The organism is Wenxinia saemankumensis, from assembly GCF_900141735.1.
Classification (GTDB): domain Bacteria; phylum Pseudomonadota; class Alphaproteobacteria; order Rhodobacterales; family Rhodobacteraceae; genus Wenxinia; species Wenxinia saemankumensis.
The window spans coordinates 192405-214206 of the sequence record NZ_FQYO01000005.1 but is presented as its reverse complement, the minus strand read 5'-3'; the positions used below and the strand labels follow the sequence as shown (position 1 = coordinate 214206).

General features: G+C 72.5%; 19 protein-coding genes. 9 read left to right on the top strand and 10 right to left on the bottom strand.

The annotated features are described in order from the left end of the window. Positions 1-72: 72 nt before the first annotated feature. Positions 73-1716, bottom strand: coding sequence for a peptide ABC transporter substrate-binding protein (locus tag BUE30_RS14665; RefSeq protein ID WP_073332642.1), 1644 nt, complete (start codon positions 1714-1716; stop codon positions 73-75). 283 nt (positions 1717-1999) lie between these two features. On the opposite strand from BUE30_RS14665, the gene BUE30_RS14660 reads away from it, so the two are divergent. From BUE30_RS14660 to BUE30_RS14615, 8 genes are all read left to right on the top strand, one after another. Next, positions 2000-2881, top strand: a complete 882-nt coding sequence (locus BUE30_RS14660; protein ID WP_073332638.1) for a LysR family transcriptional regulator — start codon at positions 2000-2002, stop codon at positions 2879-2881. An 88-nt stretch (positions 2882-2969) separates the two neighbouring features. Beyond that, positions 2970-3455 carry a formate dehydrogenase subunit gamma gene (locus BUE30_RS14655; protein ID WP_139300579.1) on the top strand — a complete coding sequence of 162 codons (486 nt, stop codon included), beginning with the start codon at positions 2970-2972 and terminating at the stop codon, positions 3453-3455. Continuing rightward, the gene (locus BUE30_RS14650) at positions 3452-4972 is read left to right on the top strand and encodes an NADH-ubiquinone oxidoreductase-F iron-sulfur binding region domain-containing protein (RefSeq protein WP_073333022.1); all 1521 of its coding nucleotides are present in this window, start codon (positions 3452-3454) and stop codon (positions 4970-4972) included. Before BUE30_RS14655 ends, BUE30_RS14650 begins: the two co-directional genes overlap by 4 nt. Positions 4973-5054: 82 nt before the next feature. Next, positions 5055-5264, top strand: coding sequence for a DUF4287 domain-containing protein (locus tag BUE30_RS14645; RefSeq protein WP_073332635.1), 210 nt, complete (start codon positions 5055-5057; stop codon positions 5262-5264). Further along, entirely contained in the window at positions 5261-8326 is a 3066-nt protein-coding gene (fdhF, locus tag BUE30_RS14630) for a formate dehydrogenase subunit alpha (RefSeq protein WP_083601403.1), read from the top strand. The genes BUE30_RS14645 and fdhF overlap by 4 nt, the downstream gene beginning before the upstream one ends. Before the next feature lie 7 nt (positions 8327-8333). Next, positions 8334-9116 (top strand): formate dehydrogenase accessory sulfurtransferase FdhD, encoded by a 783-nt coding sequence (gene fdhD, locus BUE30_RS14625; protein WP_244526374.1) that lies wholly within the window; start codon positions 8334-8336, stop codon positions 9114-9116. Next, positions 9113-9394, top strand: coding sequence for a formate dehydrogenase subunit delta (locus BUE30_RS18210; RefSeq protein ID WP_073332625.1), 282 nt, complete (start codon positions 9113-9115; stop codon positions 9392-9394). The genes fdhD and BUE30_RS18210 overlap by 4 nt, the downstream gene beginning before the upstream one ends. A gap of 78 nt (positions 9395-9472) precedes the next feature. After that, positions 9473-11167 (top strand): methyl-accepting chemotaxis protein, encoded by a 1695-nt coding sequence (locus BUE30_RS14615; protein WP_073332621.1) that lies wholly within the window; start codon positions 9473-9475, stop codon positions 11165-11167. 332 nt (positions 11168-11499) lie between these two features. Here the strand turns inward: BUE30_RS14615 and glmM are convergent, their stop codons facing one another. The 8 genes from glmM to BUE30_RS18070 form a co-directional block, all read right to left on the bottom strand. Next, positions 11500-12849 (bottom strand): phosphoglucosamine mutase, encoded by a 1350-nt coding sequence (gene glmM / locus BUE30_RS14610; RefSeq protein WP_073332618.1) that lies wholly within the window; start codon positions 12847-12849, stop codon positions 11500-11502. After that, on the bottom strand, positions 12842-13840 hold the full coding sequence (gene folP, locus BUE30_RS14605) for a dihydropteroate synthase (protein WP_073332613.1): 999 nt from the start codon (positions 13838-13840) through the stop codon (positions 12842-12844). The genes glmM and folP overlap by 8 nt, the downstream gene beginning before the upstream one ends. Continuing rightward, positions 13837-14607 carry a dihydroneopterin aldolase gene (locus BUE30_RS14600; RefSeq protein ID WP_073332609.1) on the bottom strand — a complete coding sequence of 257 codons (771 nt, stop codon included), beginning with the start codon at positions 14605-14607 and terminating at the stop codon, positions 13837-13839. The genes folP and BUE30_RS14600 overlap by 4 nt, the downstream gene beginning before the upstream one ends. Before the next feature lie 78 nt (positions 14608-14685). After that, entirely contained in the window at positions 14686-17244 is a 2559-nt protein-coding gene (locus BUE30_RS14595) for a putative PEP-binding protein (protein WP_073332605.1), read from the bottom strand. A gap of 75 nt (positions 17245-17319) precedes the next feature. After that, positions 17320-18159 (bottom strand): ATP-binding protein, encoded by an 840-nt coding sequence (locus BUE30_RS14590; RefSeq protein WP_073332601.1) that lies wholly within the window; start codon positions 18157-18159, stop codon positions 17320-17322. Continuing rightward, the gene (tatC, locus tag BUE30_RS14585; RefSeq protein WP_073332596.1) at positions 18156-19010 is read right to left on the bottom strand and encodes a twin-arginine translocase subunit TatC; all 855 of its coding nucleotides are present in this window, start codon (positions 19008-19010) and stop codon (positions 18156-18158) included. Before tatC ends, BUE30_RS14590 begins: the two co-directional genes overlap by 4 nt. Beyond that, entirely contained in the window at positions 19007-19585 is a 579-nt protein-coding gene (gene tatB, locus BUE30_RS14580) for a Sec-independent protein translocase protein TatB (RefSeq protein ID WP_073332591.1), read from the bottom strand. The genes tatC and tatB overlap by 4 nt, the downstream gene beginning before the upstream one ends. A 21-nt stretch (positions 19586-19606) precedes the next feature. Then, on the bottom strand, positions 19607-19849 hold the full coding sequence (locus tag BUE30_RS18070; RefSeq protein WP_073332588.1) for a twin-arginine translocase TatA/TatE family subunit: 243 nt from the start codon (positions 19847-19849) through the stop codon (positions 19607-19609). A gap of 192 nt (positions 19850-20041) precedes the next feature. Between BUE30_RS18070 and BUE30_RS14570 the strand changes: the two genes are divergently transcribed. Then, the gene (locus tag BUE30_RS14570) at positions 20042-20683 is read left to right on the top strand and encodes a helix-turn-helix transcriptional regulator (RefSeq protein WP_073332585.1); all 642 of its coding nucleotides are present in this window, start codon (positions 20042-20044) and stop codon (positions 20681-20683) included. Here BUE30_RS14570 and BUE30_RS14565 read toward each other — a convergent pair. Continuing rightward, a complete protein-coding gene (locus tag BUE30_RS14565) occupies positions 20665-21792 on the bottom strand; it encodes an ABC transporter ATP-binding protein (protein WP_073332580.1) in 1128 nt (375 codons plus the stop codon). The genes BUE30_RS14570 and BUE30_RS14565 overlap by 19 nt on opposite strands. Positions 21793-21802: the final 10 nt, after the last annotated feature.

Below are 21802 nucleotides of genomic sequence, written 5' to 3'. Positions count from 1 at the left end.
CCTCCGCTGGGCGCGAAAGCGAAGGCCCGCGCCCCCATCGGGGCGCGGGCGGTCAGTCGTGCGAGGGTCCGGTTACTCGGACTCGGCGACCCGGTACAGGTCCTTGGCGTACCAGTTGTCCTGCGCGTTCTCGAGCGGATAGCCCTCGATCGCGTCGTCCATCATGAAGACGGTCGAGTAGAAGTAGATCGGCAGGATCGGCAGCTCTTCCTGGATGATCGCTTCCGCCTGCTGGTAGAGCGGCAGCGGATCCTCGGCGGTGCGGGCCTCGGCCAGCAGCGCGTCGTATTCCTCGTTCGTCCAGCCCGAGTCATTGTAGCCGGAATCGGACTGCATGATGTCGAGGAACGAGGACGCCTCGTTGTAGTCGGCGCACCAGCCGGCGCGCGCGACGCCCTGGTAGTTCTTGTCGCCCCGGGTGGTCAGGTAGGTCTGCCATTCCTGGTTCGACAGCGTCGTCTCGACACCCAGCGTCTGCTGCCACATCTGGCCGATCGCCACCGCGATGGAGCGGTGCGCGTCAGAGGTGTTGTAGATGATCTCGACGTTGAGCGGCTCGCCGTCGGGACCGTAGCCCGCCTCGGCCAGCATCTCCTGCGCCATCGTGTTGCGCTCTTCCTGCGTCATGCCGATGATGTCGGCCTCCGGCACCTCGAAGCCCGCGGTCGCCCAGTGCGTCAGCGAGTAGGCGGGCCGCTGGCCGCCGGCGGTGACGTTCTCGACGATCACGTCGCGGTCGATGGCGAGGTTCAGCGCCTGACGGACCGACTGCTCCTGCAGCGCCGGCAGGCCGGCCTCGGTCACGTTGACGTTGTAGTAGTAGGTGCACAGGTTCGGCACCGACACGGCCTGCTCGGGATATTCCTCGCTCAGGCGCGGATATTGTCCGGCCGGCACGTCGGTCTGGTCGAGCTCGCCGGCGAGATAGCGCGTCAACGCCTGGTTCTCGTCGTTGATGATGAGCGCGGTCACCTCTTCGAGGTAGACGTTCTCGGCATCCCAGTATTCGGGGTTCTTCGTCAGGACGATGCGCTCCTGCGGGACGCGCTCGGACAGGACGTAGGCGCCGTTCGACACCATGTTGCCCGGCTGGGTCCAGGCGTCGCCGAACTCCTCGATGGTCGCCTGCGGGACCGGGAAGGTCGTCGTGTGCGTCACCATCTGCGCGAAGTAGGGCAGCGGCTGGGACAGGCGCACCTCGAGCGTGTGGTCGTCGACCGCGGTCACGCCCAGCTCGGAGGGCTCCATCTCGCCGGCCATCACGGCGTCGACGTTCTCGATCGCCATCAGGCCCATGTACCACTGGTACTCGGACGCGGTCGCCGGGTCGGCGGCGCGCTGCCAGGAATAGACGAAGTCGCCGGCGGTCACGGGCTCGCCGTTGGACCAGCGGGCGTCGTCGCGCAGCGTGAAGGTGTAGGTCATCCCGTCATCGGAGACCTCGTAGCCCGTGGCGACGCCGGGGACCACGTTGCCCTCGCTGTCCTGGTTCATCAGGCCCTCGAAGAGGTTGCGGCCGATGGCGGAGCCTTCGACGTCCTCGATGAGGTTGGGGTCGATCGACGGGAACTCGTCGAGGACGCGGTAGGTGAAGGTCTGGTTCTCGGCCAGGGTCTCGCCGTTGGGGCCGGTCATGTCCTGCGCGAGCAGCGCGGAACCGGACAGGGCCACCAGAGTGGCGGCGGTGCCGGCCATCAGGTGCGTCTTGAGTTTCATACGAAATGTCTCCCTTGTCGTGACGCGCCCGGTGCATCGCCGGACGCTTGGTCGATGGGTGCCCCGGCGGAACCTGCGGATCCGGCGGGCATGGGCATGATCCTTTGACCTTCGCCCCTGAAACGCAAGTGCGGACCCCACGTTATTTCGGGTCCGCAGGCCCGACGTGAACCGCCGTGAGGGGCAGGGACGCGACGTTAGCGCCCACGGCCCCCATTGCTCAACGCGGCAGAGGAATCACGGGGGATGGACGCGGGCCTCGGCGGCGGCGAGGCTGCCGCCCATGATCGACAAGCTGCAGATGTTCATCGCCCTTGCCCAGGCCCGCCATTTCGGCCGGGCGGCCGAGGCGATGGGCGTCACGCAGCCCACCCTGTCGAGCGCCATCAAGCAGCTGGAGGCCGAGCTCGGCGTGCTGCTCGTCGTGCGCGGCTCGCGCTACGGGGGGCTGACGCCCGAGGGCAAGCGGACGCTGGACTGGGCGCGGCGGATCACCGGCGACGCGCGGATGCTGAAGGACGAGATGCGGGCCGCGCGATCGGGCGTGGCGGGCGACCTGCGCCTCGCCGTGATCCCGACCGCGCTGGCCGCGATCTCGCCCCTGACGGCGCGCTTCGCCGCCGCCCATCCGGGCGTGCGCCTCACCATCGTCTCGGCCCCCTCGACCGAGATCGCCGCGGCGCTCGAGAATCACGGGGCCGATGCCGGGGTGACCTATCTCGGCGGGGAACCGCTCGGCCGGGTGGTGACGGTCCCGCTCTACGAGGAAAGCTACGCGCTCGTCCTGCGCGAGGATGCGCCGCTCGCCGGACGGGCCTCGCTGGGCTGGGCCGAGCTGCCGGACCTGCCGCTCGCCCTGCTCACGCCCGACATGCAGAACCGCCGGATCATCGCCGGGCATCTGGGGTCCGCGGGCCTCGCCCCCCGGCCGCGGATCGAGACGAACTCGACCCTCGCCCTCATCGCTCATGTCCTGACCGGGGAGTGGGCGACGATCCTGCCGCAGGATGCGGTCGCGCCGTTCCTCGGGACCGGTCGGCTTCGGGCCGTGCCGCTGACCGGGCCGGATGCCCGGCATCCGGTCGGCCTGATCGCGCCGCGGCGCGCCCCTCAGGCCCCGGTGGTGGAGGCCCTGCTGGAGGCGGCGGCGGAGGGCGCCCGATAGACCAGGGCTATCGAGGGACGGAACGGCGATATTGATCCGTCGCCCGTCGCGGGGCAGAACGAGACGATCCCCGGGGAGGAGCCGACCCATGTCCATGTCCGAGGCGCCGCACGCCGCCGAGATCGGCGCCCGCCTGCGCGAGATCGTGGCCGCGCATGCCCGCCTCGACGGGCCGCTGTTGCCGATCCTGCACGCGGTGCAGGCCGAATGGGGCCACGTGCCGCGATCCGCCATCGCCCCGCTGGCGGACGCGCTCAACCTCACCACGGCCGAGGTGCATGGCGTGGTCAGCTTCTACCACGATTTCCGCGACGCGCCGGCCGGCCGGCACCTGCTGAAGGTCTGCCGGGCCGAGGCCTGCCAGGCGAGGGGCGGCCGCGGGATCGAGGACTCGGCCCGGGACCGGCTGGGCATCGAGTTCGGCGAGACGACGCCCGACGGCGCCGTGACGCTGGAGCCGGTCTACTGCCTCGGCCTCTGCGCCTGCGGGCCGGCGGCGATGCTCGACGGCACGCTCCATGCCCGGCTCGACAGCGACCGGCTGGACGCCCTGCTGGCGGAGTGCGGGGCGTGAGGGTCTACGTCCCGAAGGACGCCGCGGCCCGCGCGCTCGGCGCCGACGCGGTGGCCGAGGCGCTGACCCGCGAGGCGGAGGCGCGGGGGATGGAGATCACCCTCGTCCGCACCGGCTCGCGCGGGATGATCTGGCTGGAGCCGCTGGTCGAGGTCGAGATGGACGGCCTGCGCCATGGCTGGGGACCGGCCGATCCGCGCGATGCCGCCGCCATCCTCGACGGGGCGGGACCGAAAGCGCTGGGGCCGGTCGAAGAGCTCGACTGGATGAAGCGCCAGACCCGCCTCACCTTCGCCCGGGTCGGCGTGGTCGACCCCGCCTCGCTCCCCGACTACGCGGCGCATGGCGGCCTCGCCGGCCTGCGCCGGGCGCTGGAGATGACGGACGCGCAGATCGTGGCGGAGGTCCGCGAGAGCGGGCTGCGCGGGCGGGGCGGCGCCGGCTTCCCGACGGGCCTCAAGTGGGAGACGGTGCGCACCGCCCCCGGCCCGGTGAAATACATCGTCTGCAATGCCGACGAGGGCGACAGCGGCACCTTCGCCGACCGCATGCTGATGGAGGGCGACCCCTTCTGCCTGATCGAGGGGATGGCCATCGCCGGCCTCGCCGTGGGGGCGGAGAAGGGCTTCGTCTACATCCGCAGCGAATACCCGGACGCCATCGCGGCGATGGAGTCGGCGATCGCCGCCGCCCGCGCGGGCGGGATGCTCGGCGTCTCGGTGCTGGGCAGCGGCCGCGCCTTCGACATGGAGGTGCGTGTCGGCGCGGGCGCCTATGTCTGCGGCGAGGAAACCTCGCTGCTGAACTCGCTGGAGGGGAAACGCGGCACGGTCCGCGCCAAGCCGCCCCTGCCCGCGCTCGAGGGTGCCTTCGGGCGGCCCACCGTGGTGAACAACGTCATCTCGCTGGCGTCCGTGCCGACGATCCTGGCGAACGGCGCGGCGGCCTATGCCGCGCAGGGGCTGGGACGCTCGCGCGGGACGATCCCGATGCAGATCGCGGGCAACGTGGCGCGCGGCGGGCTGTTCGAGGCGGGGTTCGGCATGAGCCTGGGCCGGATCGTGGACGACCTCGCCGGCGGGACCGCCTCGGGCCGGCCGGTCCGGGCGGTGCAGGTCGGCGGGCCCCTGGGGGCCTATTTCGGGCGCGAGAAGTTCGACACACCCTTCGGCTACGAGGAATTCGACGGCCAGGGCGGGCTGATCGGTCATGCCGGGATCGTGGTCTTCGACGACAGCGTCGACATGCTGGCCCAGGCCCGCTTCGCGATGGAGTTCTGCGCCGTGGAAAGCTGCGGCAAGTGCACGCCCTGCCGGATCGGCGCGGTGCGCGGGGTCGAGGTTCTCGACCGCGTCGCCGCGGGAGATCCGGCCGCCCTGCCCCTGCTGGCCGATCTGTGCGAGACGATGAGGGACGGCTCGCTCTGCGCGCTGGGGGGCTTCACCCCCTACCCGGTGATGAGCGCGGTGACCGGCTTTCCCGAGGATTTCGGCGGCGCGCGGGAGGCGGCGGAATGACCGCCTTCGGCGAAAGGCCCGCGAGGATCGCCCGAGCCCCGGGCCGGGCCCGGGACGAAGCCTCGGAAAAGGGAGCGATGCGATGACCGACAAGGTGAAGGGCCCCGCCTCCTACTTTCCGTCCATCGAGGCGAAGTACGGCCGTCCCGTGCAGCACTGGCTGGACCTGATCGCCGCGCGGCCGGAGGAAAAGCACATGGAGACCGTCGCCTGGCTCAAGGCCGAGCACGGGCTCGGCCACGGCCATGCCAATGCCCTCGTCGCCCATCACCGCGCAGGAGCCGGGACATGAAGGACTTCGTCATTCCTTGGGACGACCGCGACCTCGGCACGCCCGCCGCGCGGTCGGGCCTCGCCGTCACCCTCACGGTCGACGGATTCCCCGTTACCGTCCCCGCCGGCACCTCCGTCATGCGGGCCGCGGCGCTGGCCGGCATCCAGGTGCCGAAGCTCTGCGCGAGCGACAATCTCGAGGCCTTCGGCTCCTGCCGGCTCTGCGTGGTCGAGATCGAGGGGCGGCGGGGCACCCCCGCCTCCTGCACGACGCCGGTGGCCGAGGGCATGGTGGTCCTGACCGCCTCCGACAAGGTGCGGCGGATCCGCCGGGGGGTGATGGAACTCTACGTCTCCGACCACCCGCTTGACTGCCTGACCTGCGCTGCCAACGGCGATTGCGAGCTGCAGGACATGGCCGGGGCGGTCGCGCTGCGCGACGTGCGCTATGCGCCGGGCGAGAACCATTTCGACCCGTCGGGGACCGGGGCCTACAGCCAGGCCGAGGGGTGGAGCCGCCTGGGGCGTGAAGGTGCGACGGATGCGGCTCGGCCGACCGGGCCGCCTGCGGCCCGGGAGACGGCCGCACCGCCCCCCCGGGGCGGCCGTTCCGGCCCCCCCGCGGCGCGGCCCTCTCCCTCCGGGGTGCCCGTGTCCCGAAAGACCGGACGCCCTGCCCCACAGAACTGGCGCTACCTCCCCAAGGACGAGAGCAACCCCTACTTCGCCTACGATCCGGCGAAATGCATCGTCTGCTCCAAATGCGTGCGCGCCTGCGAGGAGGTGCAGGGCACCTTCGCCCTGACGGTCGAGGGGCGCGGCTTCGAGTCCCGCATCTCCTTCGGCGCGCGGGGCGACGACGCGATGCACTCGGACTGCGTGTCCTGCGGCGCCTGCGTGCAGGCCTGCCCGACCGCCGCCCTGCAGGAGAAGAGCGTGGCCGAGTTCGGCACGCCCGACCGCAAGGTGGTCACGACCTGCGCCTATTGCGGCGTCGGCTGCTCGTTCGAGGCCGAGATGCGCGGGGACCGTGTCGTCCGGATGACCCCGTGGAAGCATGGCGCGGCGAACCGGGGGCATAGCTGCGTGAAGGGCCGCTTCGCCTGGGGCTATGCCGGGCACAAGGACCGCATCCTCGAGCCGATGATCCGCGAGCGGACCTCCGATCCCTGGCGGATCGTCAGCTGGGAGGAGGCGATCCGCCACGCCGCGACCCGCCTGCGCGACATCCAGGGACGGCACGGCATCCGGGCGATCGGCGGCATCACCTCGTCGCGCTGCACCAACGAGGAGACGTTCCTCGTGCAGAAGATGATCCGCGCGGTCTTCGGCAACAACAACACCGATACCTGCGCCCGGGTCTGCCACTCGCCCACCGGCTACGGGCTCAAGACCACCTTCGGCACCTCGGCCGGGACGCAGGATTTCGACAGCGTCGAGGCGGTGGATGTGGCCGTCGTGATCGGCGCGAACCCGACGGACGGGCACCCCGTCTTCGCCTCGCGGCTGAAGAAGCGGCTGCGGGCCGGCGCGAAGCTGATCGTGATCGACCCCCGCCGGATCGACCTCGTCCGATCGGCCCATGTCGAGGCGGCGCATCACCTGCCGCTGCGGCCGGGGACCAACGTCGCCGTCGTCACCTCGATGGCGCATGTGATCGTGACCGAAGGACTGTGCGACGAGGCCTTCATCAGGGAGCGCTGCGACTGGGACGAGTTCCAGGACTACGCCGCCTTCGTCAGCGAAGACCGCCATTCGCCCGAGGCGACCGAAGCGCTGACCGGCGTGCCCGCCGCCGACCTGCGCGCCGCGGCCCGGCTCTACGCCACCGGCGGCAACGGCGCGATCTATTACGGGCTCGGCGTGACGGAGCATTCCCAGGGCTCGACCACCGTCATGGGCATCGCCAATCTCGCCATGCTGACCGGCAATATCGGCCGGCCGGGCGTAGGCGTGAACCCCTTGCGCGGGCAGAACAACGTCCAGGGCTCCTGCGACATGGGAAGCTTCCCGCACGAGCTGCCGGGCTACCGGCACGTCTCCGACGACGGCGCCCGCGAGGTGTTCGAGAAGCTCTGGGGCCGCCAGCTGGAGCGCGAGCCGGGCCTGCGCATCCCGAACATGCTCGACGCCGCCGTGGATGGAACCTTCAAGGGCATCTACATCCAGGGCGAGGACATCCTGCAATCGGATCCCGACACCCGCCACGTCGCGGCGGGCCTCGCCGCGATGGACTGCGTGATCGTGCAGGACCTCTTCCTCAACGAGACGGCGAACCACGCCCACGTCTTCCTGCCCGGCTCCACCTTCCTCGAGAAGGACGGCACCTTCACCAATGCCGAACGTCGCATCAACCGCGTCCGCGAGGTGATGAAGCCCCGCAACGGCTACGCCGACTGGGAGGTGACGCAGCTGCTGGCGAACGCGATGGGCGCGGGCTGGGCCTATACCCATCCCTCCCAGATCATGGCCGAGATCGCGGCGACCACCCCCTCCTTCGCGGGCGTCTCCTACGACCTTCTCGACCGGCTCGGCTCGGTCCAGTGGCCCTGCAACGAGGATCACCCGGCGGGCTCTCCCATCATGCACGTGGACGGTTTCGTGCGCGGCAGGGGCAAGCTCGTCGTCACCGAATACGTCGCCACGGACGAGAAGACCGGGCCGCGATTCCCGCTCCTGCTCACCACCGGGCGGATTCTCAGCCAGTACAATGTGGGCGCGCAGACGAGGCGCACGGCCAACAGCCTCTGGCACGAGGAGGACCGGCTCGAGATCCATCCCCAGGATGCCGAGACGCGCGGCGTGACCGAGGGCGACTGGGTGCGCCTCGCCTCCCGCGCGGGCGAGACGTCGCTGCGCGCCACGATCACCGACCGGGTCATGCCGGGCGTCGTCTACACGACCTTCCACCATCCGGACACGCAGGCCAACGTGGTGACGACCGACCATTCCGACTGGGCGACGAACTGCCCGGAATACAAGGTGACGGCGGTGCAGGTCGCGCTGTCCAACGGGCCGACGGACTGGCAGGAGGGCTATGCCGCGCAGGCCGAGCGCGCCCGCCGGATCGCCGCGGAATGAGCCGGCCGTGATCCCGGGGACCCGTCTCGTCCCCGCCACCGGGCCGGCCGGCGCCGAGGATCGGGCCCTGCCCGAGGAGGTGCCCGTCGCACTGGTCTACAACGGCGGGACCTTCGCGGTGATGATGGCAAGCCCGGCCGACCTGACCGAATTCGCGGTGGGGTTCACCGTCTCGGAAGGGATCGCCCCGGCGGACGAGGTCGGCGAGGTCGAGATCGCCGGGCATCCCGCCGGGATCGAGCTGCGGATGTGGCTGCCGGCCACGCGCGAGGCCGCGATCGCCGCCCGCCGCCGGGCGCTCGCGGGGCCCGTCGGCTGCGGCCTGTGCGGGATCGAGCGGCTGGAGGAGGCGACGCGCCCCCTGCCCCGCCTGCCACCGCCCCGCTGGTCGCTGAGCGCGGGCGCGGCGCGCGAAGCGCTTGACGCGCTGCGCCGCCACCAGCCGCTGCACGACGCGACGCGGGCGGTCCACGCGGCCGGGTTCTGGGTGCCGGGGACGGGCATCGTCGCCGCCTGCGAGGATGTCGGCCGGCACAACGCCCTCGACAAGCTGATCGGCGCGCTGGCCCTGTCCGGGCGGGACGGGGCGGAGGGCGCGGTCGTCCTGACCAGCCGGGTCTCGATCGAGATGGTGCAGAAGACCGCCGCCCTAGGCGCCCCCGCGATCCTCGCCGTCTCGGCCCCCACGGCGCAGGCCGTGGCGCTGGCGCAGGGCGCGGGCCTCGCCATCCTCTCCGGCGCGGGCGGGACGATCCGCGCCTATTCCGGCACGATCCTGGAGACGCCATGACCGGCACCGACGACAAGCTGATCCGCATGGCGAACCAGATCGCCACCTTCTTCGAAAGCCAGCCGGGCGACGGGGCCGAGGCGGTTGCCGGTCACCTGCGCGACTTCTGGGATCCGTCCATGCGTGCCCGGATCCGCGCGCTGCACGGGGACCCGGGCCTGCGCCCCCTCGCCCGGGCGGGGATCGAGCGCCTGCCGGAGACCCGCGAGGGCGCCGCCTACCCGCTGACCGACGGCCGGATCGCGACCCCGTCCGCCGCCGGGACGGACCGGACTTAACCCCGATTTAAGGCGCGGCGTGGCATCTCGCCCGGGACGGGACGGCCAGGGGGCCGTCCGCCCCTTCGGAGATGCCGCATGTCGCGTTCGATCCGCGCCCAGTTCCTGATCCTGTCGGGTTGCCTCCTGCTCGCGGCGGCCGGCCTCGTCGTCGGGCAGGTGGCCCCGGGCGCGATCGGCGCCGCGGGCGCGGCGATCTCGGGCGGCGCGCTCGCGCTTGGCCTCGGCCTCGGCGCGCTCGTCCACCGGCAGATCACGGACCTGCTGACCGCGATGGGCGCCAGCGTGGCCCGGCAGGCGGCCGGCCAGCCGATCGGCCGGGTGCCGGGGTCCGACCGCGCCGACTGCTTCGGCGACCTGGCCCGCGGACTCGAGGTACTGGGTCCGCCCCGGGCGGAGGAGGGTCCGGCCCCCGCACCCGCACAGGACCTGCTGCTCGCCGAATTGCGGGGCACCCTCGACCGGGTCGCCGCCGGCGACCTGACCGCCCGGATCGATCCGGCCCGGCGGGATCGGCTCGACGCCGCCTCGGCGGCGCTCTGCACCGCGCTCGACGACATCGTGGCCGGCTTCTCGGATCTCGTCGCGGGGGCGCGGCAATCGGGCGAGAGCCTCGGCCGCGGCGCCGAGGAGGTGGCCCGCATCTCCCGCCAGCTCTCCCGCCGGACCGAGGCGCAGGCCGCCACGGTCGAGCAATCCGCCGCCGCGCTGGACGAGCTGACCGCCAGCGTACGCGCCGCCGCCGCCTCGGCCGAGGAGGCGGATCACTTCGTGGCCGAGAACCGCGAGGCGGCCGATCTCGGCGGTCGCGTCGTCGCCGAGGCGGTGACCGCGATGGCCGCGATCGAGAAGACCTCGGCCGAGGTGGTGAAGATCATCACCGTGATCGACGACATCGCCTTCCAGACCAACCTCCTCGCGCTCAATGCCGGGGTAGAGGCCGCCCGCGCGGGTGAAAGCGGGCGCGGCTTCGCCGTCGTCGCCTCCGAAGTGCGCGCCCTCGCGCAGCGGGCCGGCGAATCCGCCGGCAGGATCCGCGACCTGATCTCGATGTCGAACACCCAGATCAAGGAGGGCAGCGCCCTCGTCAGCCGCACCGGCACCGCACTGGAGGGAATCGTCGGTAACGTGGCCGAGGTGGCGCAGCGGATGAACCAGATCGCGACCTCTGCCCGGGAACAGGCGCAGGGCCTGCAGGAAATCAATCTCGGCGTGATGGAGATCGACAAGGCCACGCAGCAGAACGCCTCCATCGTCGAAGAGACCGAACGCGCCGCGGCGACCATCTCGGACGGAGCGGCGGCGCTGGAGCGCAGCCTCGACCGCTACCGGGTGCCCGCCATGACGGCGCGCCCGCTCCCGCTCTCCGTCGTTTCCGCGCCCGATGCGGCCCGGCCGAACGCCGCCTCGGCCCGCCGTCCCACCGGCCCGGCCACGCGCCCGGACCCCGCAGACGCCCGTCGCATCCCTGCCGCCGCGCATCCGGCCCCGGTGAAGCTTCGGCCCGGCGCCACCGCTGCGCAGGCAGATCCCCGCCCGATCCAGTCGGGCGGACGCGCCTCCCCCGGTGCATCCCGCGACAGGGCACCGGCCGCCCGGTCCGATACCGGCAGCGGTGCTGCGGCATCGCGGAGCCCAGCGCGGGCAGCGACCTCAGGCGCCCCCCGCGCCCCTGCGGCCACGGCGATTCCCGCCGCGCATCCACTCGCCGCCCCGACCCGGACGACACGCGCGGTCCACGAGAAGGCGGACGAGAAATGGGAGGATTTCTGAGGCCGGCCCCGGGGCCGGCGGTCCTTGCCCGGCCCCGGACCGCGCGACCCGGTCCCGCCCCAGCGGAAACCGGGCGAACGAGGACTGGGGGGGCGTGGTCCGGGGAAGCAGGGGCAGGGCGAGTCCGACTCCGGCGAGCCGGACTCGGGCGAGCCGGACCAGGGGGAGTCGGACTCGGGCGAGCCGGACCAGTGGTAGCCGGACCAGGGGGAGCCGGACCAGTGCGCGCCGGATCAGGGCGAGGCGAACCCGCGCGGGTTCGACCCGGGCGAGCCGGATCGGGGCGACCGGCTCTCCGGGGGGCGGGTCCCGGGCGGGCGGGTCCGATCGCCTCAGGCGGGGACGCCCGCCGCCTCGACCTCTGCCACCAATCCGTCGACGATCCTTGCCAGCAGACCCTCGTCCTCGCATTCCGCCATGACCCGCACCAGTGGCTCGGTCCCGGACTTGCGGATGAGCAGGCGGCCCCGCCCCTCGAGCTGGCGCTCGGCCTCGGACATCGCGGCCTTCACGCTCGCGGCGGAGAGCGGGTCGGCCCCGGCCGCGTAGCGCACGTTCTTCAGCATCTGCGGCACTGTCTCGAACTGCCGGACCAGCTCGCTCGCCGGGCGCCGCGCGCCGACCATGTGGGCGAGGAACTGCAGCCCCGCGAGGAGGCCGTCGCCGGTCGTCGCGTAATCGGTCATCACGATATGGCCCGACTGCTCCCCGCCGAGGTTCCAGCCGCCGCGCCGCATCGCCTCGACCACGTAGCGGTCGCCGACCTTCGTCCGCTCCAGCCGCAGACCCTGGCCCTGCAGATGCCGCTCGAGCCCGAGATTGGACATCACCGTCGCCACCAGCGTGCCGCCCTGCAGCCGCTGCTCCGCCGCCCAGCGCCCGGCGAAGAGCGCCATCAGCTGGTCGCCATCCGCCACCTGCCCCTTCTCGTCGATGATGAGGACGCGGTCCGCGTCCCCGTCGAGGCAGATCCCGACATCCGCGCCATGGGTCAGCACCGTCTCGGCCGCGACGCGCGGCCGGGTCGAGCCGCAGCCGTCGTTGATGTTGGTGCCGTTCGGATGCGTTCCGACCTCGACCACGTCGGCGCCGAGTTCCCACAGCACCTCGGGGGCCACCCTGTAGGCCGCCCCGTTGGCGCAATCGACCACCACCTTCAGCCCGTCGAGCCGCAGGCCGGCGGGGAAAGTCGACTTCACCCGCTCGGCATAGCGGAACCGGCCATCGTCGATCCGCCGCGCCCGCCCGATATTGACCGCCTGGGCCAGCTCGATCTCGCGCGACATGATCCCCTCGATCTCGGCCTCCGCCGCGTCCGACAGCTTGAACCCGTCGGGGCCGAAGAACTTGATCCCGTTATCCTCGTGCGGATTGTGCGAGGCGGAGATCATGATCCCCACATCCGCCCGCATCGAGGTCGTCAGCAGCCCGACGGCCGGCGTCGGCACCGGCCCGAGCAGCAGCACGTTCATGCCCGTCGAGGTCAGCCCCGCCGTCAGCGCATTCTCGAACATGTAGCCCGACAGGCGCGTGTCCTTGCCGATCACTACCCGGTGCCCGTTGGACCCGTCGTTGCGGAAGAACCGCCCCGCCGCCGCGCCGAGGCGAAGCGCCATCTCCGCGGTCATGGGCGCACTGTTGGCCCGCCCCCGCACCCCGTCCGTCCCGAACAGCTTACGCATCGATCTCACCCGTTCCGCTCATGGCCTCGTGCAGGCGCAGGGCCTGCCGCGTTTCTGCCGCGTCGTGCACCCGGACGATCTGCGCCCCCTGATCGACCGACCAGAGCGCGACCGCGATCGAGCCGGGCCCGCGCGACTTCGCGTCCGGCGCCTGCCCGATCGTGCCTATGAAGCGCTTGCGCGACACCGCCGACAGCAGGGCCGGACCGAGGGCATGATACCGCGCCAGCGCCCGCAGGACAGCGACATTCTGTTGCAGGTTCTTACCGAACCCGATTCCGGGATCGACGATCAGGCGATCCTCCGCCACCCCGGCATCGAGAGCGGCGTCGATCCGCCGGGATAGCTCGTCGAAGACCTCCTCGACCACGTCGCCGTAGACGGCGCGCGCGTCCATGTCCGCCGGCGTGCCGCGGGCATGCATCAGGACGATCGGACAGCGTGCCCCGGCCACAACGCGGCCCATCTCGGGGTCGAAGGACAGCGCGGAGACGTCGTTGACGAGGTCGGCCCCCGCCTCCAGCGCGGCGGCCGCGACCCGTGCCTTGCGCGTGTCGACGCTGATCGGCGTGACGATCCCCTCGGCCCGGATGGCGCGGATCGCCGGGACGACACGGGCGATCTCCTCGTCGGTCCCGACCTCCGCCGCGCCGGGGCGCGTGCTCTCTCCGCCGATGTCGAGGATGTCCGCCGCCCCGGCCATCTCGCGCGCGCGGGCGATCAGCGCCCCCTGCGGCGAGAGGTCCCCGCCATCCGAGAAGCTGTCGGGCGTGACGTTGAGGATCCCCATGATCCGCGGCCTGTCGAGCGGCAGCCCGCAGAGATCCGGCCGCCGCGCCGAGAGGCGCCGCCGCTCTGCCGAGTCCAGCTCGGAGACCGGGACCGCCCGCCCGTCGCGCAGCACCTGCGAGAAGCGGATCCGCGCGCTGCCCGCGAGGGGGAGGCCGCCCTCCGTCGCCGCCGCGCTCGGGATCGGCTGCAGCCGGCTCATGCCATGCTTCCATACGCGGCGAGCCAGGTGGCGAGGTCGCCGCCCGTTTCGGGGGTCTCGCCGCTGTCCAGCAGCATCCGGGCCGGGGCCCAGACACAGGCGCGGCCCTGCCCCGCCATGTGCTCGAGCTCTGTCCGGGTCGCGACGACCGGCAGGCCGAGCCGGCCGCCCGCCGCCCAGGCCGCCTGGTCGAGCGCGAGAAGCGCGATGCGCCGCCGCGCCTCGCCCTCCGCCGCCGGCAGGGCGCGCATCGCGGGCGTGACGCAGAGGATCGCGGCACCCCCGGGGGGCTGCGCCCCCTCCTCTTCCGCGGCCAGGGGCGTGCCGATGCGGAAGCGGCGGGGCCCGGCCGCGCCGCCGTCGCGAACGATCTCCACCCCCAGATCGCCCGGCCCCCGGTCGAGCTTCTCGACCCGGACATGGACCCGCGCGGCCTGCGGCTCGGCCAGGACCCCCGCGGCGATCCGCTCGGCCAGCGTCTCGAGCAGGTCGACGCGCCCCGCCGCGACCGCGGCACCGACCGCGGCGGTGATCCGGTCGTAGGAGAGGATGGAATCGACGTCGTCCGCCCCGCCCGCCCCGGTCCCGCACACTTCGGCCACGACCGAGATCCGCAGCCGCTGGGTCTGGCCCCGCTCCTCTCCGAAGGCGCCGATCTCCACCTCGACGACATGGTCGCGGAGCGAGATCCGGTCGCCGCCGGCCGGGCCGGCGGAGGCAGCGGCCCGGCTTTCCAGCGGGGCGAAGGCGCTCGCGTCGTCGGTCATCTCGGCCTCGTCTGGCAGGGGCGTTGCATCGGGGGAACGGGGCCGGGATAGCCGCCGCGCCGCCGCCGGGCAAGCCGCTCAGCCGCGCGCCGGGCCGTCCCCGCCGAGGATCGCGAGCTGCGCCGCCGCCAGCCGGGCCACCGGGACCCGGAAGGGCGAGCAGGACACGTAGTCGAAGCCGAGCTCGCGGCTGAAGGCGATGGCCCGGCGGCTGCCGCCATGCTCGCCGCAGATCGACAGGGTCACGCCGGGGGACCGGGCCCGCCCCCGCTCCGCCCCCATGCGGATCAACTCGCCCACCCCTTCGGTATCGAGCAGATGGAACGGGTCCTCCTCGTAGACGCCCTCGCGGACATAGGCGGACATGAACCGCCCCGCATCGTCGCGCGACAGCCCGTAGGTCATCTGCGTCAGGTCGTTCGTGCCGAAGGAGAGGAAGGCGGCGTGCTCGGCGATGTCGCCGGCGCGCAGGCAGGCACGCGGGGTCTCGACCATCACGCCGAGGCGGTAGTCGAAATCGACCCCCGTCATCGCGCGGGTCGAGGCGGCGACGGCGTCGATCCGCGCCTTGACCAGCTCGACCTCGCGCATCGCGCTGACGAGGGGGATCATGATCTCGGGCACGACGGGGTCGCCGTGGCGCGCCGTCTCGGCCGTCGCCTCGAAGATGGCGCGGGCCTGCATCTCGTAGATCTCGGGCACGGTCACGCCCAGCCGCACGCCCCGCATCCCCAGCATCGGGTTGTATTCGCTCAGCGCCTCCACCCGGGCGGACACTTCCGGCACGGGCAGCGACAGCGTCTCGGCCAGCTCGCGCAGGCCCTGCTTGTCGGCGGGCAGGAATTCGTGCAGCGGCGGGTCGAACAGGCGGATCGTCACCGGCTGGCCCGCCATGATGTCGAACAGCGCCGCGAAGTCGGCCCGCTGCAGCGGCAGCAGCCGGTCCAGCACGGCGCGCCGGTCGTCCGGCTCCTCGGCGAAGATCATCTCGCGCATGAGGCCGATCCGGTCGCCCTCGAAGAACATGTGTTCGGTCCGGCAGAGGCCGATCCCCTCGGCCGCGAAGTTGCGCGCGGTCTGCGCGTCGCGCGGCGTGTCGGCATTGGCGCGGATCCCGATGTCGCGGAACCCGTCGGCCCAGCCCAGCAGGGTGCGGACGCTGTCGTGGAGGGCGGCCTCGACCGTCGCCGCCTCGCCGGCCAGCACCTCGCCCCGGGTGCCGTCGACGGTCACGATCTCGCCCTCCGCGATGCGCCGGCCGTCCGGGGCCACGATCACCCCCGCCCGCCGGTCGATGGCGAGGTCCGAGGCGCCGACGACGCAGGGCAGGCCGAGGCCGCGCCCGATCACCGCCGCGTGGCTGGTCACCCCCCCGCGCAGCGTGACGACGGCCCGGGCGACGTTCATGCCCCGGATGTCCTCGGGCGTGGTCTCGCGCCGGACGAGGATCGCCTCCTCGCCCCGCGCGGCGCAGGCCTGCGCCTCGGCGGCGGTGAAGCACAGCCGGCCGGCCGCAGCGCCGGGCGAGGCGGCGATGCCGCGGACCAGAAGGTCGCGATGCGCGCCGGCATCGACCTGCCGGTGCAGCAGCTCGGAGATCTCGTTCGGGTCGACCCGGCAGATCGCGTCCGCCCGGTCGATCACGCCGTCCTCGGCGAGATCGACCGCGATCCGCACCGCCGCGCGGGAGGAGCGCTGGACCCGCACCGCATCGAGGATGCGCAGCCGCTCGGCCTCGACCGTGAACTCGATCTGCATCTCCTCGCGCAGCCGGCGGCGGCCGATCCGGCCGAGGCGGTGCAGCTCGTCGAAGATGGCGGGACAGATATCCTCGAGCGAGGGGCCCCGCTCGTCGCGCGTGAGGTAGATCGCCCGCGCCTCGGACAGCGCGTCGCGGCCCTGGCTCTGGCTGAGATAGCGCCCGGTGACCTGCGGCTGGCCGCTGGCCCCGTCGACGAACTGGATCACGCCCGATCCGCTCTCGTCCGGGCCGACGCCCATCGCCATCTCCTGCACGACGAGGCCGAGCCCGGCATCGGCCGGCGCGCCCTTGGCCTGCCGCAGCAGGCGCGCGGTCGTCCCCTCCCAGGCCCGGGCCATCGAGCGCAGCACCTCGGCCAGCTGCACCCCCGGATCCTGCGGGAAGGGCTCGTCCGTCTCGGCCTCCCACGCGGAAAGCAGTGCGGCGAGCGCCGCTTCCGGCGGGGCGCCGGCATCGGGCTCGAACGTCTCGGGATCCAGCCGCGCGACATGGACCGCGTAGGTCTGGACGAAGCGCAGGTAGAGCCGGCTCGCCGCCGCCGCGCCGATGGTGCGGGACAGGCGCGCATGGGCCGCATCCGACATGCCGATGTTCAGCACCGCGCCCGGCCCGCCCCAGTCGGGATCCTGGCTGGACGGGCGGACCGACAGCAGCCGCCCCGGCTCGAACGCGGCGAGGATGGCGGCGATGTCGGGCATCCGCCCGCGTGCGATCCCGCGGATCGCATCGAAGGACAGCGCGACGGTGGCCGGGACCGGGAAGTCCAGCCGGATCAAGCGCTGCAGGCATTTCGCCCGCCCGCCATGCACGGCGGCCGACATCCGCGCCGTGGGCGTGATCGGGGTGACTTCGTCGAAGATCGGAAATTGCTGCATCGCGGCGAGGCTCCTGTCCCGGGCAACATAACCGGGGCGGTCCGCCTTTCAAACGCCGACGATCGCCGCAGCTGTCTAGACGGCGAGCGATATTCCGTGACGGCCCGCGAGATCGGTGAAGAACTGCCAGGCGACCCGCCCCGACCGGGCGCCCCGCGTCGCCTGCCATTCGATCGCCTCTGCGCGGAGGGTATCCTCGTCGACCTGCACGCCGTGGGCCTCGCAATAGCCGCGGATCATGGCGAGATACTCGTCCTGCCCGCAGGGATGGAAGCCGAGCCACAGCCCGAACCGGTCGGAGAGGGAGACCTTCTCCTCGACCGCCTCGGAGGGATTGATGGCGCTGCCGCGCTCGTTCTCGATCATGTCGCGGGGCATCAGGTGCCGGCGGTTCGACGTGGCGTAGAGGATGACGTTGTCCGGCCGCCCCTCGATCCCGCCGTCGAGCACGGCCTTCAGGCTCTTGTAATGCGCGTCGTCGTGGCTGAACGACAGGTCGTCGCAGAACAGCAGGAAGCGCCCCGGCGCGCCGCGCAGCAGGGCGAGGCAGCGGTCGATGGAGGCGAGGTCCTCGCGCTGGATCTCGACGATCTTCAGCGCCGCGTGCGCCCTCTGAACCGCGCCGTGGATCGCCTTGACGAGGCTCGACTTTCCCATGCCCCGCGCCCCCCACAGCAGGGCATTGTTCGCCGGCAGCCCGGCAGCGAAGCGGCGGGTGTTGTCCATCAGCGTGTCGCGCGCCCGGTCGATCCCGACGAGAAGCGAGACATCGACCCTGTTCACCCGCTCCACCGGCACGAGCCGGTCGGGGTCGGGCTGCCAGACATAGGCGCTCGCGCTGAAATCGGGGGCGGCGGCGGGGGGCGGCGCCAGACGCTCCAGCGCCGCCGCGATCCGCTCGAGCGGGTCGGTCACTTCTCGGCCTCGTCCTCGTCGTCCTCGAACCACAGGCCCTGGGCCCTCAGCTCGGCCTCGCGCTTGCGCTCCACCCGGCCGACGAGGATCACCGACACCTCGTAGAGGCCGTAGACGACCGCGAAGAGGATCACCTGGCTGACGATGTCGGGCGGCGTGGCGAGCGCGGCGACCACGAGGATGCCGACCACCGCGTATTTCCGCGTCCGCTTCAGCCCCTCGGCCCCGACAAGCCCCGCCTTGCCCATCAGCGTCAGCAGGACGGGCAGCTGGAAGCACAGGCCGAAGGCGACGATGAACTTGATCGTCAGTCCCAGATAGGCCTGCGCGGACCCCTGGAAGGCGATGCCGGCGACCGCCGTCTCGTCCTCGACGCCGTCGAGCAGGCTGCCCGGCTGCTGGAAGCCGAGGAAGAAGTCGAAGGCGAGCGGCGTGATCACGTAATAGGCGAAGGCCGCCCCGGCGAGGAACATGACGGGCGAGGCGATGAGGAACGGCAGGAAGGCGTTCTTCTCGTTCCGGTAGAGGCCCGGCGCCACGAACCGCCACATCTGGTAGGAGATGATGGGGAAGGACAGGACGAGCCCACCCAGAAGCGAGATGTTGATCGCGACGAAGAACCCTTCCTGCAGGGCGATCAGGATCAGGCCGCAGCTCTCGCGCCCCTCGTCCTCGAGCGCCTGGCAGAGCGGGCGCGTCAGGAAGTCGAAGAGCGGGTTCCAGACGGTGAAGCAGATCACCATCCCCACGACGAAGGCCGCGAGCGACCACATCAGCCGCGTGCGCAGCTCGGCCAGGTGCTCGATCAGCGGGGCCGAGCTGTCCTCGATCTCGTCGCGCGTCGTGCTCACGATTGCGTCTCCGTCTGGGGCGCCGCCTGGCCGGTCCCGGCGGGCGCGCCCGGATCGGGCTGCGGCGCCGTCGTCCGGGCCGGGGCGGGATCGGCCATCGGCGCGGCGGCCGGGGTGGCCCCGGGCCGCGACCCGAAATCGGGCTCGGGCTCGTCCGACATCTCGGCCGCGTCGCTCGCCTCTGCCTCGGCCGCCTCGCGGGCCCTGCGCTCCTCGGCCTTGCGGGCCGCGCCCTCGGCCATCCGGTCGCGCGCCTCGGCGCGCTCCTTCGACAGGGCCTGCGTCGCCCCGCCCGGCTTGACGTTGCGCTTGCCGCTATCGGTCATCGCGTTCTTCACCGCATCGGTGCCGAAGCTCTTGGGGTTGGCCGCGGCGCGGAGCGTCTTCTCGACCTCCTTCACCCCGGCCTCGTCGGCCGCCGCCTCCATCGCGCGCGAGAATTCACGCGCCATGGCCCGGGCCTTGCCGGTGAACTGGCCGACCTGCCGGAACAGGCCGGGCAGGTCCTTCGGCCCCACGACGATGAGCGCCACGATGGCGATGAGGAGCGTCTCGCTCCAGCCCAGCCCGAACATGCCTCAGTCCCCCGCGCGCGGTCAGCCGCGCTGGTGCTCGGAATTGCGGTCGTGGACCGTGCCCTGCTCGGGCGCGGCGCTATCGTGGCTGACCGAATTCGAGGCGTTCTCGATCTCGCCCTTGCCCTCGTCCACGCCCTTCTTGAAGGCGGTGATGCCCTTGCCGACCTCGCCCATCAGCGACGAGATCTTGCCGCGGCCGAACAGGACCAGCACCACGACGGCGATGAGCAGAAGGCCCGGCAGGCCGATATTGTTGAGCATGTCGTCTCTCCCAAACTGACGCATGGGGGCCGGGGCCCCGGTGATCGCCCTCCCTCCCTACCCGCTCGGCGGGGGGCGACGAAAGGGGCGGGGCGGCCCCGCGCCGCCCGATCCGCCCGTCGCGGCCCGCTTTCCGGCCCGGCAGGCTCAACTGCCATTTTCCTGTCTGTTGGGCCGTGATAGGGTCCCGTCATGGCCGACCGTTCCGCCACAGCCGCCCGCCGCGAGGCGCTGATGCGCCTGCTCCAGTCCGGCCGCCTCTGGCGGGGGGAGGATCTGGCGGCGCGCCTCGGCGTGTCGCTGCGCACGATCCACCGCGACCTCGCCCTGATGGGGAAGGCCGGCCTGCCCGTGGCGGGGGCGCGCGGCCTCGGCTACGTGGCCACGGCCGAGATCGCGCTGCCGCCCCTGCACCTGAGCGCGCTCGAGATGGAGGCGCTGCAGGCCGCGCTCTCGGGGCTGGCCGCGACCGCGGACGACCGGGCTCCCGCCGCCGCGGCCCTGCTCGCCAGGATCGAGGGCGAAACGGGCGCGGCCGCACTCCGCGCGGATCCGCTGGAGGCGGCGGCCGGCGCCCTGCCCCACCTGCCGGCCCTGCGCCGCGCCATCGCCGCGCGGCAGAAGGTCCGGCTCGGGGGGCGCGTGCTGCATCCGCTGCGCCTCGCCTGGTGGGGCGGCGCGTGGCGGCTGGTCGCCTGGGACGTGGGCGCGGGGGACTTCGCCGAGGAGGCGGTCCATCGGGGGGCCGGCCGGGACGGCGACCTCGCGGTCCTGCCCGAGCTCTTCGAGGACCGGCCCGGCCAGCGGCTCGAGGATTACCTCGCCGCCGGCTGATCCGCCCCGCCCCGCACCGGGAAGACGAAGCAGCGGTCGCGGCGCATCATCAGCCAGAGCGGCGTGCCCGGCCGCGGGAGGAAGACCGAGGGAACCTGCGCCTTCAGCACGGAGCCGTCGAAGTCCATCCGGAACTCGACCAGGCTTTCCGATCCCATGAAGCGCGCGCGCGTGACGACGCCGCGCGCCGGCGTGCCCTCGGCGGCGGTGGGCAGCGGGCCCCGCCCCGCGCGGTCGAAATCGATCTTGAGGTGCTGCGGGCGGATCACGATCTCGACCTCGGTGCCGTCGGGCAGGCCGGGGGTGAGGAACTGGCCGAAGGCCGTCTCGGTCAGCGCGCCCCGCACCTGCCCCCGGATCACGTTGACGTCGCTGAAGAAGGCCGCCGCCTCGCGGTCCACGGGGGCATTGTAGATGTTGTAGGGCGCGCCCTGCTGCACGATCCGCCCGCCCCGCATCAGCGCGATCTCGTCGGCCATGCGCATCGCCTCGGCCGGCTCGTGCGTGACGAGGACGACGGCCGTCCCCTCGGCCTGGAGGACGGCCAGCGTCTCGTCCCGGATGTCGTCGCGCAGCCGCTCGTCGAGGCCCGAGAAGGGCTCGTCCATCAGCATGATCCGCGGCCGCGGCGCCAGCGCGCGGGCCAATGCCACGCGCTGCTGCTCGCCGCCCGACAATTCGTGCGGGTACTTCCGGGCGAAGCGCGACATGCCGACCTTGGCGAGTTGCGCCTCGACGATCCTGTCGCGGTCGGCGCGAGGGCCCTTCAGGCCGAAGGCGACGTTGCCGGCCACGTCGAGATGGGGAAACAGAGCGAAATCCTGGAACATCAGCCCGATTCCCCGCGACTCCGGCGGCACCTGGACGGTCTCGTCGAAGACGGGCGCCCCGTCGGCGCGGATCGTGCCGGCATCGGGCGTGTCGACCCCGGCGATCATCCGCAGCGTCGTGGACTTGCCGCAGCCGGACGGGCCGAGCAGGCAGGTCACCTGCCCCGCCTCGACGCTCAGCGACACCCCGCCCACGACCTCGCGCCCGCCGAAGCGGCGGACGAGGTCACGCACCTCGAGACGAGGCGGCGCGGCAGAGGCGGCGGGGCTGGGCGGCATCGGTCGGTCC